We start from the raw sequence: 18,025 nt of genomic DNA on the forward strand, positions 1-18,025 counted from the left end.
TAAGATGAAAAAATTATTGGTTGTCGGCTTAATGATGTCGAATCTTGTATTTGCACAGAACAAGAAGAGTGATACAGCAACTTATAACAGATCCGTTGAAGAGGATTTGTCATATGTAGCAAGTGAGAAACAACAGATTAAAGCTGAAAAAAAGGAAAAGCCTTTACCATTAAGCAAAAAAGGTCAGGTTTTCGTATTTTATGGATGGAACAGAGCTGCTTATAGTAATTCTGATATCCATTTTACCGGAAACGGGTACGATTTTCAATTGAATAATGTAACTGCACAAGACAGACCTACAAAATTTGGAATTGTCTATTTTGATCCAAGCTGGTTTACTGTAACACAGTATAATTTCAGAATAGGATATTTCATTAAAGACAATTTAGCACTGGTACTTGGGATAGACCATATGAAATATGTAATGGATCAGAACCAGACTGTAGGTTTCAAAGGACATATTTCAGATCCTGAATATGCAGCAATGGTTCAGAACGGGCAAGTGAATCTTGCAGATGAGAAGTTCCTTACTTTTGAACATACAGATGGACTTAATTATGAAAACTTAGGTCTTGAGAAATACAAAAATCTTGTTCACAAGAAAAATATAGATTTAGTATGGTCTTATGGAGCCGGAATCGGATTTATGTTTCCAAAAAGTAATGTAAAGCTTTTTGGTAATGAAAGAAGTGACCGTTTTCACGTTGCAGGTATGGGAACCGATATCAGATCCAGTCTTAACTTGGTTTTCTGGAAAAACTGGATGCTGAGATTAGAAGGAAAAGCAGGATACATCAATATGTGGGATATCAAAACCACATTGAATAATAAACCGGACAAAGCACGTCAGGACTTTGTTTTCGGACAGGTTCTGGGAGGAATTGGATATACATTTAATACAAAGAAATATAAATAACAAAGCCTATTGCTTAACGCATAAAGCTTAAAGCATATCATATGAGCGAAGAAGTTAAAAAATTCAAAATAACTATAGACGGACAGACTACTGAAGTGATGCCTGGTACTTCCATTCTGGAAGCTGCAAGACAAATCGGTGGAAAATCTGTACCTCCCGCTATGTGCTACTACAGCAAGTTGGAAACCAGTGGAGGAAGATGTAGAACATGTCTGGTAGAAGTTTCTAAAGGATCTGAAGCAGATCCGCGTCCTATGCCGAAATTGGTAGCAAGCTGCAGAACGAATGTAATGGATGGGATGGAAGTAAAAAACCTTACTTCTGAGAAAGCTCAGGAAGGAAGAAAAGCGGTTACCGAGTTCTTACTGGTAAACCACCCGCTGGACTGCCCTATCTGTGACCAGGCAGGAGAATGTCATCTTCAGGACTTAGGATATGAGCATGGTGTAGACAGTACAAGAACAGAATTTGAAAGAAATACTTACGAAGCTGATGATCTTGGACCGAACATCAAATTGAACATGAACCGTTGTATTCTTTGCGCAAGATGTGTATTGACAGCCAACCAGCTTACAGAAACAAGAGAACACGGTATTCTTTTCAGAGGAGATCACGCTGAAATTTCAACCTATCTAAATAAAGCTTTAGACAATGACTTCATCGGAAACGTTATCGACGTTTGTCCGGTAGGAGCATTAACAGACAGAACAGCTCGTTTTGCAAGCAGAGTATGGTTTACAAAACCAATGAACGCTTCTTGTAAATGTGATAAGTGCTCCGGAAAGACTGTAGTATGGATGAAAGGTGACGAAGTTGTAAGAGTAACTGCAAGAAAAGACCAATGGGGTGAAGTGGAAGAATTCATCTGTGATACATGTCGTTTCGAAAGAAAAGCATTATCAGACTGGAACATCGAAGGTCCTAGACATATCGACAGACACTCTGTCATTTCATTGAACCACTACGAAAAGCCTAAGGATGAGCTAAGAGTTTTAGACAATCCTATGGCTAAAGAAATCAGTGAAAAAGACGAAAAATTATCATAAATTATAAATTTTAAATTATAGATTTTAAATGAATGCAAAATCTATAATTTAAAATCTAAAATCTAAAATTCAGGATGGATTTACTTACATTTAAACTTATACTTGTACTAGCACTTTTCCTGCTATCGCTTACGATTGCAGCCTACTCTACCTGGGCAGAAAGAAAAGTAGCCTCTATCATGCAGGATAGAATTGGTCCCAACAGAGCCGGACCTTTCGGATTGTTGCAGCCTCTTGCTGATGGTGGAAAGTTTTTCTTCAAAGAAGACTTTACACCGGCCAATGCAGAAAAATTCCTTTTCGTATTAGGACCTGCTTTGGTAATGTTTATTTCATTGATTACGGGAGCTGTTATTCCTTGGGGTAAAAGTTTAAATATTGCAGGTACTTCTTTTGATCTTCAGGTTGCTAACATTGATGTTGGTGTACTTTTCATCATCGGAATGGCTTCAATCGGGGTTTACGGAATTATGATCGGAGGTTGGGCTTCGAATAACAAATATTCATTACTAGGTGCTATCCGTGCTTCTTCTCAGATGATTTCTTACGAATTGGCAATGGGATTAGCGCTTCTTTCTATCATTATGATGACAGGAAGTTTAGACTTAAAAGAAATCACTGAAAGCCAGACTACCGGGAAATTATGGGGAGTTATTCCTTGGGTTTCAGGGTTGAACTGGAATATTTTCTACCAACCAATCGCTTTCCTTGTTTTCTTTGTAGCAGCATTAGCAGAAACCAACAGACACCCATTCGATTTACCTGAGTGTGAATCTGAATTGGTAACAGGATATTCTACAGAATACTCTTCTATGAAATTAGGTTTATATATGTTCGGAGAATATGTGAACATGTTTATTTCTAATGCATTCATGGTAGTTCTTTTCTTCGGAGGATACAATTATCCTGGTATTGAATGGGTAACTCAAAACTGGGGTGAGAACACTGCAGGAATCTTGAGTATAGTAGCATTCTTAACAAAAACTGTAATCGGAATTCTGATCTTCATGTGGATTAGATGGACACTTCCAAGATTCAGATATGACCAGTTAATGCACTTAGGATGGAAAACTTTAATCCCAATGGCATTGGTAAACCTATTAATTACAGGAGCTGTAATTTTAGCGTTTGGAAATTAAATTATCTAAACCTAACAGGTTTTAAAAACCTGTTAGGTTTGTGTGAATATTGAATATTAAAAATTAAGATAACAGACAAGATTAGTCTAAAATCTGGTGTCTAACATCTAATATCTATAATTAAATGAAACTTACAAACAGATCAAAAGTTGTTTCCAATAAAGAAATGACCCTTGCTGAAAAAATCTACCTTCCTGCAATCTTTACAGGGATGGGGATTACATTTAAGCATGCTGTAAGAACCGTGATAAAGGGTGCTCCCGCAGTATATTCGTATCCGGAAGTACAGAAACCAAGAACCACCATCTGGAGAGGCCAGCACGTTTTGAAAAGAGATGAGGAAGGCAGAGAAAGATGTACAGCTTGTGGACTTTGTGCGGTAGCTTGTCCTGCAGAAGCCATTACGATGACTGCTGCTGAAAGAACTAAAGAGGAAAAAGGTCTTTACAGAGAAGAGAAGTACGCTTCAGTATATGAAATCAATATGCTAAGATGTATTTTCTGTGGTATGTGTGAAGAAGCTTGTCCTAAATCTGCAATCTACCTTACTGACAGACTGGTAGACGTGGAAACCAACAGAGGTTCTTTCATTTACGGAAAAGATAAATTAGTTGAAAAAATAAATGAAAGGATTGATATCACGACAAGACAATCCGAGAAACAAAAAAATGCGGTAAAATAATGGATCAGTTTTTATTTTTCTTGGTGGCGTTTTTAGCAGTAGCAAGTGCAGTTTACTTTGTATTTGCCAGGAATCCTCTCTATGCTATTTTGTCATTGATTGTTACGATGTTTTCAATTGCAGGTATGTACATTCTTTTAAATGCACAGTTCCTTGCAATTATCCAGATTATAGTGTACGCAGGTGCTATCATGGTACTTTTCCTTTACATCTTAATGATGCTTAACCTTAATAAAGGAGACGAAAGTAAGAAGAACAATACTTTAAAGTTTGTTGGAGTTTTTACAGCTGGACTTCTTTTAGTAGGTGTGCTTGGAGTTTTCAGAGGAGTACAGGACAACCACATTGTTGTTGAAAATGTAGACAGAGGTATTGGTCTTACGAAAAATCTGGGTAGACTTTTGTTTAATGAATATGTTTTACCGTTTGAGCTTGCTTCCATCCTAATTTTGGCAGGTATTGTAGGCGCGGTATTAATCGGTAAAAAAGATTTATAAAATTATGGGAGAAGTAAATACATTTATACAAAGCATCCCTTTGGACTACTTCATCATTCTTTCATCAGTATTGTTCTGTTTGGGAGTAATGGGAGTATTGCTTAGAAAAAATGCTATTGTGATTCTGGGCTGTGTAGAGCTTATGCTGAATTCTGTAAACCTTTTATTGGCAGCTTTTTCAGCGTATAAAGGCAACGGCGACGGACAGCTTTTAGTTTTCTTCATTATGGTAGTGGCTGCTGCAGAAGTAGCAGTAGGTTTGGCAATTATTGCTATGCTGTATAGAAATACCCGTTCTGTAGATGTGAGTATATTTAATAAATTAAGAGGATAAGAATGGAGAATCTAGTATATGCAATAGTACTTTTACCACTTTTAGGGTTTCTTATTAACGGTTTATTCGGAAAAAATCTTCCAAAAATATTGGTTGGATCTTTGGCTACGGCAATGGTTTTCGGATCATTCTGTATCGCTGTAAGTCTTTTCATGAATTTCAATTCTGAAAGCCAGCCTGTAATCGTAAAAGCTTTTGAATGGTTTAGAGTAAATGGGGTTCAAATCAATTTTGGATTCCAGATTGATCAGCTTTCTTTAATGATGGTAATGATCATCACGGGTATCGGTTCACTGATCCACTTATACTCTATCGGATATATGAGTCATGATAAAGGGTTCTATAAGTTCTTTACTTACCTGAATCTTTTCATCTTCTCTATGTTACTTTTAGTAATGGGAAGCAACTACCTTATCTTATTCATCGGATGGGAAGGTGTAGGTCTTTGTTCTTACCTGTTGATCGGATTCTGGTATACCAACGAAGAATACGGTAAAGCAGCAAGAAAAGCTTTCATCATGAACAGAATTGGTGACCTTGCGTTATTGATCGGTATCTTCATGATTGCTTCTCAGACCAATGCTGTAGATTATCTTTCTGTAGCAGAAAACGCTTCAAAATTTGAATTAGATGGAACAGTGATTATCTTTATCACAGCGAGTTTATTCATCGGTGCTACCGGTAAATCTGCTCAGGTTCCTTTATATACATGGTTACCGGATGCGATGGCCGGACCTACTCCTGTATCAGCGTTGATCCACGCAGCAACGATGGTAACTGCAGGGATCTATTTGGTAGTAAGATCCAACTTCTTATTTACTTTAGCACCTACAGTACAGGGAGGAATTTTATTCATCGGGTTCTTAACGGCTGCTTTGGCAGGATTCTATGCACTACGTCAGAACGACATCAAAAAAGTATTGGCATACTCTACCGTTTCACAGCTTGGATTTATGTTCATTGCTTTAGGTCTTGGAGCTTATACAACGGCTATGTTCCACGTAATGACACATGCATTCTTTAAAGCTTTATTATTCTTAGGTGCAGGTTCTGTAATCCACGCTATGAGTAACGAACAGGATATGCGTTTCATGGGAGGTCTTAAAAAATACATTCCTCTTACGCACGCTACATTCCTTATCGGAACACTGGCAATCTCAGGTTTCCCTTTATTATCAGGGATGATTTCTAAAGATGAAATTTTAGTAGCAGCTTTCGCTAAAAATCCAATCTACTGGGTAATCTTATTTGTTTTAGCGGCAATGACTGCAACGTATATGTTCAGACTGTATTACCTGACATTCCACGGAGAATTCAGAGGTACTGAAGAACAGAAACACCATTTACACGAAAGCCCGTCTAATATGACATTACCATTGATCGTATTGGCTATCCTTTCTGTAATCGGAGGTTTTATCAACCTGCCACACTTCATCGGTCACGGCCACTATGCTAAACTGATGGAATGGTTAAAGCCAGTTCTTACAGAACAAAGCTACAGCCAGATGGAAGCTACTCTTTCAGGAGTACCTTTCAATACTGAAATGATCTTATTAGCAGCTACAGTACTTATGTTCTTCACTGTATGGTTCATCGTTAGAAATACTTATGTAAGTAAGAAAAAGATGGCTGTTGCAGAGGAAAACTATACCGGATGGGAAAAGCTTTCTGCTAAGAAATTATACGTTGACGAACTTTACAACGCATTGATTGTAAAAACTGTTGAAGGATTAGGACGCGGAGGAAAAATGTTTGATAAGGGTATCTTAGACCGTTTTGTAAACTTTGTAGGTGATGGTGCTGAAGACAGCGGAAAAGCTATGAAGCGTGTACAGAACGGAAATGTAGAGACATATATCCTTATCATGTCTTTAGCTGTGGGAATTATATTAATTGTTAACTTTTTATTACAATAATAATGTCTTGTTTATTATTAACATTATTACTATTACCTCTAGTAGGTTCGGGATTAGTTTTTGCGTGGAAGAGTAATTCCAGCAAATATTTGGCGCTTGGAATCGCATTGGTACAAATGCTCCTTACGTTTTATATACTTTCGGATTTTGATTTTACTCCGACAGTAGACAGCGTATTGCAGCATGAGATCAATTATCCATGGTCACAATTTATGAAGAGCTCTCTTCACTTCGGTATCGATGGGATGAGTATGCTTCTTTTATTATTGACCAACATTCTGGCTCCAATCATTATTTTATCATCTTTCAATGAAAGTGTAAACTACAGAAATACGTTCTACGGACTGATTCTGTTGATGCAGTTTGGTCTTGTAGGAGTGTTCACTTCTTTAGACGGATTGTTATTCTACATTTTCTGGGAAGTAACTTTGATTCCAATTTGGTTCATTGCCGGACTTTGGGGACAAGAGAATAAAAGGTTCGAGTTTACTACGAAATTCTTCGTATATACATTCGTTGGATCATTATTTATGTTAGCCGGATTGATCTATGTGTACAACCACTCTGCATCATTCGCTTTAACAGATTTATATAATGCTCAGCTGAATGAAGTACAGCAGACTGTGGTATTCTGGTTTATTTTCTTTGCATTTGCAGTGAAATTACCAGTATTCCCTTTCCATACATGGCAGCCTGACACTTATACCTACTCTCCTACTCAGGGATCCATGTTATTATCAGGGATCATGCTGAAGATGGCAGTGTATGGTGTAATGCGTTATTTGCTTCCAATTACTCCCCTTCCGATAGCAGGAATTTCAGGACAGATCGTAATTATTCTTGCCATTGTAGGAATTGTTCACGGTGCATTGATCGCTATTATCCAGACGGATATGAAGAGAATCATTGCCTATTCATCTTTCTCTCACGTAGGATTGATGGTAGCAGGGATTTTTGCTTCTGCAGTAGTTACTCTTAGAGGAACTTTCAATGTAGAAGGTGCTGAAGGAGCTTTGGTACAGACTTTCGCTCACGGTATCAACGTAGTAGGACTATTCTACTGCTGTGATATTTTATACAAAAGATTTAAATCAAGAGACATCAGACAAATGGGTGGTTTAGCTAAAGTAGCTCCTAAGTTTGCTGTGTTGTTCTTGATCATTATATTAGGTTCAATGGGAGTTCCATTAACCAATGGATTCATCGGGGAATTTATTTTGTTGAAATCTGTTTATGATTTTAACGGAACAGCAGCAGTAATTGCTGGTCTTACGGTAATTCTTTGTGCTGTATATTTATTGAGATTCTATGGAAAAGCAATGTTTGGAGAAGGAGATCAGGCAGTTTTAAGTACAGCAAAAGATTTGTCAGGAGTAGAATTTTCTGTATTGGCAAGTTTAGCGGTTTTTGTGATTTTACTAGGTATTTTCCCACAACCGGTAATCGACATGGTGAGTAGTTCGGTGAAGTTTATCTACCAATCAATGGTAAGTTAATTTGATATTTTAAGAAATGAGTGTTTTAATTATTGTTTTCCTAACGGCAGTTATTGCGTTATTTTCAGGAGTTTTTGAACAAGGAAAATTCGCAAGATACATTGGGATTTTGGGATTAATCATTGCATTGTATGTAAGTTTTATGCCGGAATGTTCGTTCTTCGATCATTACAAGCATATGTATGAATACAGTGACAATACCGCATTATTCACTAAAATATCAATCGTAACAACTTTATTGTTATTTTTCCTGGGAGGTTTTGCTTTCAGCAATCACAGAAGCCACCAGTCAGAATTATACGCATTGATGCTATTCGCATTGTGTGGAGGGATCATCCTTTTCGGATACCAGAACCTGGTGACGATGTTCTTGGGAGTTGAAATCCTTTCTATTCCATTATATGTAATGGCTGGAGCTAACAAAACTGATCTGAGATCCAACGAAGCTTCTATTAAATATTTCCTTATGGGTGCGTTTGCAACAGGTTTCTTACTGTTCGGGATTGCGTTTATCTATGGAAGTGCAGGAAGTTTTGATCTATACAAGATTCATGATTTTGGAGTAGCTAATTCAGGGAATGTAATGTTCATTTTAGGAGTATTACTGATTCTTTGTGCATTGGCATTCAAAGTTGCTTTAGCACCTTTCCACATGTGGAGTCCTGATGTATATGCAGGTTCTCCTTCATTAATCACAGCTTTCATGGCGAGTGTAGTAAAGATCTCAGGATTCTTTGCGCTATTCAGATTGATGACGCTTGGCTTCGCTGGGGTAACTCACGAGTGGATCAATGTTTTAGGTGTATTCTTAATCATTACTTTACTTTTGGCAAACGTTATGGGTCTTGCTCAGACGAATGCAAAAAGAATGTTGGCTTACTCTTCAGTTTCTCATGCAGGATATATCGGATTGGTATTCTTCGGAATGACAAGCCTTTCTACTTATAACCTTGCATTCTATTTATTTGCTTATTCTTCATCTACAGTAGGTGTTTTCATGTGCCTGATCTGGGTAGAAAAGTTAAAGAGAGAAACATCTTTCGGAGCATTCAAAGGATTGGCAAAAACTGAACCTTTATTAGCAACAGCAGCAGCAATCTCTATGCTTTCAATGGCAGGAGTTCCGCTAACAGCGGGTTTCATGGGGAAATTTGCTTTATTCTCCCAGGCTATGAACGGTGCAGCTTTCTTAGTATTGGTGGCTGTATTAGGGTCTGCCCTGTCTATCGCTTACTATTTAAGACTGATTATCGCAATGTTCTTCTTTAAAGAATCTACATTCAAATCATCAGAAAAAGTAACATTGACTTACAACATCATTGCAGTAATAATAATTGCTCTGATTATCATCCTTGGGGTTTTCCCGGATCTGTTTGCAAGAATGTTCGGATTGTAAAATCTGAATTTTAAGATATAAAAAAGCACAACTTTTCAGTTGTGCTTTTTTATGGTTAATACTTTTCATATTCAAATAAAAACAAAACAGGAAAATTGATTTGATTCATCATACTGATGATAAAATTTATTAATTAGTAATCCAATAATCTGTCTTACCAAAAAATATCAATAAATTATAAAATACATTGCAAAATTTCCGAAGGCACAAGTAAATTATATACAATAAAATAAAATTTTCACCCTGCCGATATTCTCCTTTTTTCATAACTTTACTTTAAATTTCAGCTTTGGCTAATCTCTATAAAAAAGACTCTCCTTTTCAGGTTTATATTTCATTCAAAAAATATTTGGATGTTCTGGAGCATATCCGACATAACGACAGACTGGAATATAGAGTCAACTATGCAGAATCTTTGATCGAAAGCATCAGAAATTTTAAAGAGCTCAGAGAAGGGTTTCAGGATACTGCCCTTCTTGAAAAACATGAAGACCTCATCAGGGTGCTTCTTGCAGATCTTTTCCCAACCGGGCTTACCAAAAATGAGATAAAAGCGGCAAGTATTCCTCTTTCAAATATCACTTTCAATTACACCGAAAGGTTTAAAGATATTCTCAAAGATGCAGGAAAAGACTTCGAAATAGAACTCAGAAATATTTCAGATAATGAGTTTTATGTATTTTGCTGCTGTCTTATTCTCCAGAGCTATTTCAAAAAAGATATTAAAAGTACAATTCCTTTCTATTATGATATCCCCAACAAGCAGGGGATTATGAAACATTATAAGATTACAGTCAATTCAGATTTTACGGAAATTGCCCCTACAGAAGATGCTAAAATCCCATCTGATGATGTTCTGGATATGCTGTTGGAAAACCTGGATGATTTTAAACTCTGGAAAAAACATTTCCCATCGCAATCCTGGATACTAAAAGGATTTACCATTATTTCACTGGTAGACTGTACGTCTGAAGTAGCCCTTTCTGACCTGAAATCAAGCATGATTGAGATTGATCCCGAAGATTTGAATCCCAATGAAAATCTGACTGAAATTTTCAAATCCTATTTTGATGTTCCGGAACTCAGCTTCGGACTGATGACTTTCAACAAAAAAGAACAGAAACTGGATAAACTTCCAATTTACGACAGTCTTCTGACCAATCATATCCTCGATTTCTGGATCAATGCTTTTGATGAAGAAACCCGTAAGAACACTTTTAATAATTTAAATCATAATTCAAAACCAGTAGTTGTTTCAAATGTAAATAACCTGGACGAAAATGTCAAACTGCTTCCTTCCTTCAGTATTTTGAAGGACAATAATGTCAACAGCTTCATGGTAATTCCTATCATGAAAGATGGCGAGCTCCTTGCGATCATGGAATTCACCTCTCCTATTGCCGGCAGTTTCAATGGTTTAAAGCTCAAAAAATTAGAGTTTTTTACCGATATGGTTCTTTTTTCTTTAAGCAGATTCTACTTTGAGAAAAATTATCAGATAGAAGCTATTATCCAGCGTGAATATACTACCATTCACGACAGTGTGGTGTGGAAGTTCAGGAATGAAGCTGAAAAATACTTCACTGCATCACTGGGGAAAAAAATATATACTTTAAAACAGATTGCTTTTAAAAATCTTACTCCGCTATTCGGGGTTTCTGATATCCGTTCTTCTTCAGAGAAGCGTTTTAATCTGATGCTGCAGGATCTTAATCAGCAGATTGAATGGCTGAATGAGATTTTTCTACTCACCAATTCCGATTCAGAAAAATTCTTACTGGCACTGGATATTTTTGAGAATGAATTAAACAATGAAATCAAAGCGGATACGGAACAGCGTTTTCAAAGATTATTAAGGGAAGAAATTCATCCTTTTTTACAGGGGAAACTGGAAGTAAGAACCTCCAGAGAAATAAAAGCAAAGATCAAAGATTATTTTTCACACATCTTTGCCCCTACAGATCTGTTTTATCATCACAGAAAAAACCTGGATGATTCTATCACTCTGGTCAACCGAAAACTGGCAGATTTACTGGATGAAAGCCAGATAAAAGCGCAGGAAATTTTCCCGCACTATTATGAGAGATTTAAGTCTGATGGTGTGGAGCATAATCTGTACATTGGTCATACTATTGCTCCTGAACTGCATTATACCTCAAAAGTTGTCCACAAACTGAGATACTGGCAGCTGAAAACCATCTGTAAAATGGAACTTGAGTTCCAGTCGTTCAAAAGAAATCTTCCTGTACAGCTGGATATTGCTTCATTGATCTTTGTGTATAATGAAAAAATAGACATCCGTTTCCGAATGGATGAAAAACGCTTTGATGTAGATGGAGCTTACAATTCCTATTACGAGATTATCAAAAAACGTCTGGATAAAGCACATGTGAAAGACTCTTCAGAACGCATCACTGCTCCCGGAAAAATCACCATTGTATATTTCGGAATGGAAAATCAGAAAGAATACCTCGACTACATTTCAAAACTTCAGAAGAAAGGAGTATTACAGTATGATATAGAATTTTTGAAAGTAGAGGATCTCCAGGGAATTACCGGATTGCTGGCGCTGAGGGTTTCTTTTACACTTCCTGAGGAATAGAATAAAAACAATTTCTAATCCACAAAATAAGTATCCGGCTTCTTCAGCTCTCCTTGAGGAATTCCTGCCTGTTCAAAAATAGAAAACTCAATTGTGCGGCAAATACTGTTCAGGGCAAGGTCATTTTCTTCTTCACCAAAAGGTTCACCAATCTCCTGAATAATGGCATCCAGAGCGATAAAGGTATAACTGATCAACAAAACAATTAAAGGCATCATCCACCCCAAAGAATCTACTAATCCGAAAGGAAGCCAGAAGCAGTAAAGATATACAGTACGATGCAGAAGGACGCTGTAAGCAAATGGTAACGGAGTGTTATAAATTCTCTCGCATCCTCCGGAAATATTAGAAAACTGGTTCAGCTGATGATCCATAGAGGTCATTACAATGGTATCAATATTTCCTTTTTTATTCTGTTCGTTCAGCCAGTCTGCAATAAATCCAAGAATAATACTGGGAATAAATTTTTTATTCTTCACCTGTCCCAATTGTTCAGGAGAAAGAAGTCTCTCAAGGTGTTCTGTTCCGGATTTATCTCTTAGCTGAAAGTTCAACGACCAGGAAAATGCAGAGATAAGCTTAATGATTTTCTGTTTTTCTTCCTGAGCTCCGGGAGAAGAATCATTCACTAAGGATAAAATCTGTCTCGTCAAAGATCTGGTTTCAATGACAAGTAATCCCCAAAGCTTCCGCCCTTCCCAGAAACGGTCGTAGCTCGCAGAATTACAGAACCCCATAAATATAGCAAGAGCCAATCCTATCAATGTAAAAATCGTAGGATTCAGATGCACTTTATAATCAAAGATTCTCCCTTTGAAAATATAGATAGCCAGGGAAAACAGCGTAATGATACTAAGCTGAACAACAATTTTCTTTAATACAGAACCTCTCCATATAAATAACATTTTCAGCCAATTCGTTCGCTGTCTGACTATCATTTGTGTATATTTTTAATTAAAGACTAAGAAATGCATACCCAAAAGATAAAACGGAAATAATAATCCCTGCCATAAAGATCTTATAAGTGATGGATAAAAGCTTGTACTTCCTGTCCAGAACTTTCCCAAGATAATACAGGTCTTTTACCATAGAATCATAAATATAGTCTCTGTCTTTGATAAGGTCTTTCATCGCATTGTGATAGTCATCAAACAACATCTGCTGAAAGTTTCCGAAGAACAGCAGGTTTACTTTTCTGTTCACAATATCCTGAGCTGTAAATGTTGTTTTGGTTACATTGGGTTTTGTGGACAAAATAGCAAATATAATGGTAAATACACTTGATAACAGCAATATGAAACTCGGAAGAATCAGATGTGAATTTTTAGGAGCATCTAACTTCGGAACCAATACAGAAAGACAAACGGAAATAATGATTGCATTTACAGATAAAAGGATATTGGCCTTACTGTCTGCAATATCACTCAGTCTGGTATGGTTGTTAAGTGTTACTCTGAACAAAGTATCTACACTTCTGTCCGATTTTTCTTTTTCCTTTTTGCCTTCTGAGTTTTCCTTTTTATTCTCTTTTTTTTCTTCTTCTTTCTCCAGCTTCTTTTCTATCTTTTTAATGTTTTTCTTTTTCAGAGGTTCCCAGTTTTCTTTAGCATAATCCGTATAAAAAGTATGCTTGTTTTTCAGCATATCCAGATTTCCGGCATTCCATTCTTCATTAGAAAAACATTTTACATTGGTAAGTTCCCATTCTTTTCTCAAAGCATCGGAAATATCGCTATAATCGTGACCTGCAAAATGACTGAAATCAGCATCTTTTACAATCTTTTCAAGCAAATTCTGAGGTTCATAATGTATTTTCGTCGCCAGAATCAGTTTTTCAACATCCGCGATATAATTTTCGGGATAATTTTCCTGCTGTAGAAAGGCTTTCATCACCTCCACACTCCTCTCTTCATGGTTCAGGGCACACTCTATATACCCGGTATCATGAAACCATAATGCTACGAGTACTTTCTCCTGATCCTCTTCTGAGATAGGAGTATTTTTCATGATTTCCTCAGCCTTATTGACCGTATAGGCAGTATGGATAAAATTATGGTAAAAATATACCGAAGATAACTTATCTTTGAATAAGATTTCAACATAATTTTTAGCTTTTTGTAGAATGCTCATTCCTGAATTTTTGTTAATGTAAATTTATGAATTTATCCTTTAAAACTCATCTAAAAAATACTTCTATTGTTCTTCGAACCGTAATGTCTGCAGGAGTCCTTTATTCCTGTGCTACCTATAACGTACAAAAGGGCAAAAACTTATTTGAAGTAAAAGATTCTGAGATAAAATCTGAAAACGATTTTAAACTTTTTCTCATTGGAGATGCAGGAAACGCAGATGAACCTCAGGCTCAAAAAACACTGAGTTTACTGAAAAGCAAACTGGATTCTGCAGACAGCAACTCTATGCTGATCTTTTTGGGAGACAATATCTACCCAAATGGTATGCCCAAAGAAACAGATAAAGAATATGCCTCAGCTAAAGACAAACTGGAAAATCAACTTGCCATAACCAAGAATTTCAAGGGAAAAACATTGGTAATTCCCGGAAATCATGACTGGTACAACGGACTGGAAGGATTGAACACCCAGGAAGGGCTGGTAAAAAAATACCTTGACGACAAAAAAGCCTTTCTGCCTAAAAATGGATGTCCAATTGATGATATCAACGTTTCTAAAGACATTAAGCTTATTGCTGTAGATACGGAATGGATTATTGCAAACTGGGACAATTACCCCGGAATCAATAAAAACTGTAATATCAAAACCCGTGAGGATTTTTTCACAGAGTTTAAAGATCTTATCATTAAAAATCAGGGTAAAAAAATCATTGTTGCTTTACACCACCCTATTATCAGCAGCGGAACCCATGCAGGCTTTAATTCTGCAAAATCACATCTTTTTCCTTTAAAAAGTAAGATTCCTGTTCCCGGTGTTGCAAGTTTAATCAATATATTAAGGAGTTCTTCCGGAGCCAGTCCTGAAGACATCAATAACCAGCATTATGCAGATCTGGCCAACAGACTGAAAAGCATTGTTCAGGATAAGGAAAACATTATTTTCGTTTCCGGACATGATCATAATCTTCAATATCACGAAGATGGAAACTTAAGACAGATCATCAGTGGTGCAGGTTCCAAAACAGACCCGTCTACCATTATAGAAAAAACAGATTTTTCTTACGGAGGAAGCGGTTTTGCTATTTTAAATTTCAGAAAAGACGAAAGTACAGATGTTGAGTATTTTTCTACAAAAGATGCACAGCTTCAAAAACTGACCCATATTTCAGTAATTTCTAAACCGGATGTATTTGTGAATAATTTTCCAAATTCTTTTCCACAGACATTCTCTTCCACCATCTACCCGGTACAGCTTACTCAAAAAAGAAAATTTTACCGCTGGCTTTGGGGAGATCATTACAGAAACTATTACGGAATTCCGATTGAAGCTCCGACCGCCAATCTTTCTGAATTAAACGGCGGATATATCCCTTTCAGAGAAGGTGGAGGAAACCAATCTAACAGTTTACGTTTGAAATCTACAGATGGACAGGAATTTGTGATGCGTGGAGTGAAAAAAAGCGCTATCCGTTTTCTTAACAATATGGCTTTTACAAAAAGTACATTGGGTGAAGAACTCACAGATACTTTTCCCGAGAAATTCCTATTGGATTTTTATACCACCAATCATCCGTTTACTCCGTTTACGATTGGAAATATGTCAGAAAAACTGGGTATTTTCCACAGTAATCCAAAACTGTATTACATTCCTAAGCAGCAGGCTTTGGGAAGATATAACGAGAATTACGGAGATGAAATGTATATGATTGAAGAACGTTTTTCTTCTGACCCTAAAACACTGGCTTATCTCGGCAATGCAAAAGATATCGTTTCTACTGATGATGTATTGAAGAACCTCAGCAAAAGCAATAAATATTCTGTTGACAGAGAATCCTACATCAGAGCAAGATTATTTGATATGCTTATCGGAGACTGGGACAGACACTCGGATCAGTGGAAATGGGCAGAATATGAAATGGGTGATAAGGTAGTCTACAAACCTATCCCTAAAGACAGAGATCAGGCATTCAGCAAATATGACGGAGCTGCATTTAAGCTTATTATGAATGTTCCGGCAATCCGCCATATGAAAACCTTTACAGAAGACATCAGCAGTGTCAAGTGGCTTGCTATGGAACCCTATCCAATGGATCTGGTCTTTTTAAAAGGGTCAGATCAGACAGAATGGGAAACACAGGCAAAATATATTCAGGAACACCTTACTGATGCAGATATTGATGATGCTTTCCATAATCTTCCAAAAGAGGTACAGGATGATACCATTGCTGAAATTCAGAGAAAACTGAAAGTAAGAAAAACAAAACTTCAGAGCTACGCCGCTCAATACTATGATGTATTACAGAAAAAAGTATCTCTGGCAGGAACTGTAAATCCTGATAAGTTTGTCATCACCAAAAACGGACATTCTGTTCTGGTACAGCAATATAAACTGGGTAAGGATAAAGATAAGAATGAGCTAGTTTTTGAAAAAAACTATCATGATTCAAAAACAAAAGAACTATGGATATACGGACTTGAAGATGATGACGTCTACGAAGTAACAGGAACGGGAAATCCAAAGATGAACATCCGGCTGATTGGTGGATATAATCATGATACTTATAATGTTGCAGATGGAAGGAAAGTGAAGATTTATGATTTTAAATCTCAGAAGAACACTTATAATGCCGGCAATGCAACCAAAAACATCACGGATGATTATGACATTAACAGCTATAATTATAAACACCCGAAATACAATTCTTTTGCAGGATATCCAAATTTGGACTACAACCCGGATGATGGTGTCATTGTAGGTGTTCTGGCCAATTATACAGTTAATAATTTTATCCGTGATCCTTATACCCAAAGACACAGCTTAAAAGCCAATTTTTATACTGCTACTGCAGGATTTAGCCTTACATATAAAGGAATATTTAAAAAGGCAATCTCAGGTTGGGATTTCAATCTGGATGCATTTTATACTACTCCAAGATTTTCTCAAAATTTCTTTGGATTGTCCAATGAAAGTGAATATGACGAAGAAACTACAGAAAGAGAATACAACAGAGCCAGAATTTCAAAATTCAACTTTGCGCCTTCTATCTCTCAGAAGAGCTGGATGAATCTGAGTCATCAGTTTCAATTAACTTTTGAAGATAATAAAGTCCAGCGAAAAGCTGACCGTTTCATCAACCAGTCACCGGACGTAAGACCAGGCGTATTTGACAGTCAGCAGTTTGTAGGAGCCAATTATACATTTGGCTATAAAAATGCTGATAATACAGCTTTCCCTACTCTTGGGCTGGAATTTATGCTTAATGCTGATTGGAAAGCAACTCTTTCTGACTTTAACAGAAACTTCCTGACTGTAAAAGGAAAGCTTGCCATTGATCACAGAATTGATAAGAAAGGAAAATTTGTTTTTGCCAATTCCAGTAACGTAATGTGGATTAATAATAACAATTTTGAATTCTATCAGGCAGCGGCTATTGGAGGGAATAATGGTATGAGAGCTTTCAGAAATGAGAGATTCTCAGGAAGATCTTATTTTACCAATAACTCAGAAATACGATGGGATTTTGGGAGAGTAAGAAACAATATTATTCCTGCAAATATGGGAATCCTTATCGGATATGATATTGGCCGTGTATGGAATGACAATGAAAATTCCAGAAAATGGCACCAATCTGCCGGAGCGGGTGTTTGGTTAAGCATTGTAGAAATGATGTCTGCAAGACTGAATTATTTCTATGGCTCAGATGGTGGAAGACTTTCTGCAGGGATAGGAATGAAGTTTTAAGCATTATAATTTTGAGAAAAGCACAAAACACTGTTTAACAACATATTATAATTAATCATTATTGAATATCTAAAAAATTTCAATTTTAATTAAATTTAATAATTCTAATTTTCAGCTTACATTTTTCA

At 36.6% G+C, this 18,025-nt stretch carries 13 protein-coding genes; 11 read left to right on the plus strand and 2 right to left on the minus strand.

All coding sequences use genetic code 11. The annotated features are described in order from the left end of the window. The first annotated feature begins 4 nt into the window (after positions 1–4). The 10 genes from OL225_RS18325 to OL225_RS18370 all read left to right on the plus strand — a co-directional run bounded on the left by OL225_RS18325 (position 5) and on the right by OL225_RS18370 (position 12,024). Positions 5–916, plus strand: coding sequence for a hypothetical protein (locus OL225_RS18325; protein ID WP_047377756.1), 912 nt, complete (start codon positions 5–7; stop codon positions 914–916). Positions 917–957: 41 nt separating this feature from the next. Then, positions 958–1,962, plus strand: coding sequence for a 2Fe-2S iron-sulfur cluster-binding protein (locus tag OL225_RS18330; protein ID WP_047377755.1), 1,005 nt, complete (start codon positions 958–960; stop codon positions 1,960–1,962). Between the two features lie 74 nt (positions 1,963–2,036). Beyond that, entirely contained in the window at positions 2,037–3,101 is a 1,065-nt protein-coding gene (gene nuoH, locus OL225_RS18335) for an NADH-quinone oxidoreductase subunit NuoH (protein ID WP_047377754.1), read from the plus strand. Positions 3,102–3,225: 124 nt separating this feature from the next. Beyond that, positions 3,226–3,783 (plus strand): NuoI/complex I 23 kDa subunit family protein, encoded by a 558-nt coding sequence (locus OL225_RS18340; protein WP_040996950.1) that lies wholly within the window; start codon positions 3,226–3,228, stop codon positions 3,781–3,783. Continuing rightward, positions 3,783–4,280: an NADH-quinone oxidoreductase subunit J gene (locus OL225_RS18345; protein WP_264519167.1), complete on the plus strand. Its 498-nt coding sequence runs from the start codon at positions 3,783–3,785 to the stop codon at positions 4,278–4,280. The genes OL225_RS18340 and OL225_RS18345 overlap by 1 nt, the downstream gene beginning before the upstream one ends. 4 nt (positions 4,281–4,284) lie before the next feature. Further along, positions 4,285–4,614 carry an NADH-quinone oxidoreductase subunit NuoK gene (gene nuoK / locus OL225_RS18350; protein WP_002983557.1) on the plus strand — a complete coding sequence of 110 codons (330 nt, stop codon included), beginning with the start codon at positions 4,285–4,287 and terminating at the stop codon, positions 4,612–4,614. Between the two features lie 2 nt (positions 4,615–4,616). Beyond that, positions 4,617–6,530, plus strand: coding sequence for an NADH-quinone oxidoreductase subunit L (nuoL, locus tag OL225_RS18355; RefSeq protein WP_047377752.1), 1,914 nt, complete (start codon positions 4,617–4,619; stop codon positions 6,528–6,530). A gap of 2 nt (positions 6,531–6,532) precedes the next feature. Continuing rightward, positions 6,533–8,026 carry a complex I subunit 4 family protein gene (locus OL225_RS18360; protein WP_047377751.1) on the plus strand — a complete coding sequence of 498 codons (1,494 nt, stop codon included), beginning with the start codon at positions 6,533–6,535 and terminating at the stop codon, positions 8,024–8,026. Between the two features lie 16 nt (positions 8,027–8,042). Next, positions 8,043–9,422: an NADH-quinone oxidoreductase subunit N gene (locus tag OL225_RS18365; protein WP_264519168.1), complete on the plus strand. Its 1,380-nt coding sequence runs from the start codon at positions 8,043–8,045 to the stop codon at positions 9,420–9,422. A 289-nt stretch (positions 9,423–9,711) separates the two neighbouring features. Then, positions 9,712–12,024 (plus strand): GAF domain-containing protein, encoded by a 2,313-nt coding sequence (locus OL225_RS18370; RefSeq protein WP_264519169.1) that lies wholly within the window; start codon positions 9,712–9,714, stop codon positions 12,022–12,024. A 14-nt stretch (positions 12,025–12,038) separates the two neighbouring features. Here the strand turns inward: OL225_RS18370 and OL225_RS18375 are convergent, their stop codons facing one another. Beyond that, positions 12,039–12,962 (minus strand): bestrophin family protein, encoded by a 924-nt coding sequence (locus tag OL225_RS18375; RefSeq protein ID WP_264519170.1) that lies wholly within the window; start codon positions 12,960–12,962, stop codon positions 12,039–12,041. Between the two features lie 16 nt (positions 12,963–12,978). Then, the gene (locus OL225_RS18380; RefSeq protein ID WP_264519171.1) at positions 12,979–14,154 is read right to left on the minus strand and encodes a Pycsar system effector family protein; all 1,176 of its coding nucleotides are present in this window, start codon (positions 14,152–14,154) and stop codon (positions 12,979–12,981) included. Between the two features lie 26 nt (positions 14,155–14,180). Between OL225_RS18380 and OL225_RS18385 the strand changes: the two genes are divergently transcribed. Next, complete coding sequence (locus OL225_RS18385; protein WP_264519172.1) at positions 14,181–17,897, plus strand: metallophosphoesterase; 3,717 nt, start codon at positions 14,181–14,183, stop codon at positions 17,895–17,897. The last annotated feature ends 128 nt before the right edge of the window (positions 17,898–18,025 follow it).

It is taken from the genome of Chryseobacterium viscerum, assembly GCF_025949665.1.
Classification (GTDB): Bacteria; Bacteroidota; Bacteroidia; order Flavobacteriales; family Weeksellaceae; genus Chryseobacterium; species Chryseobacterium viscerum_A.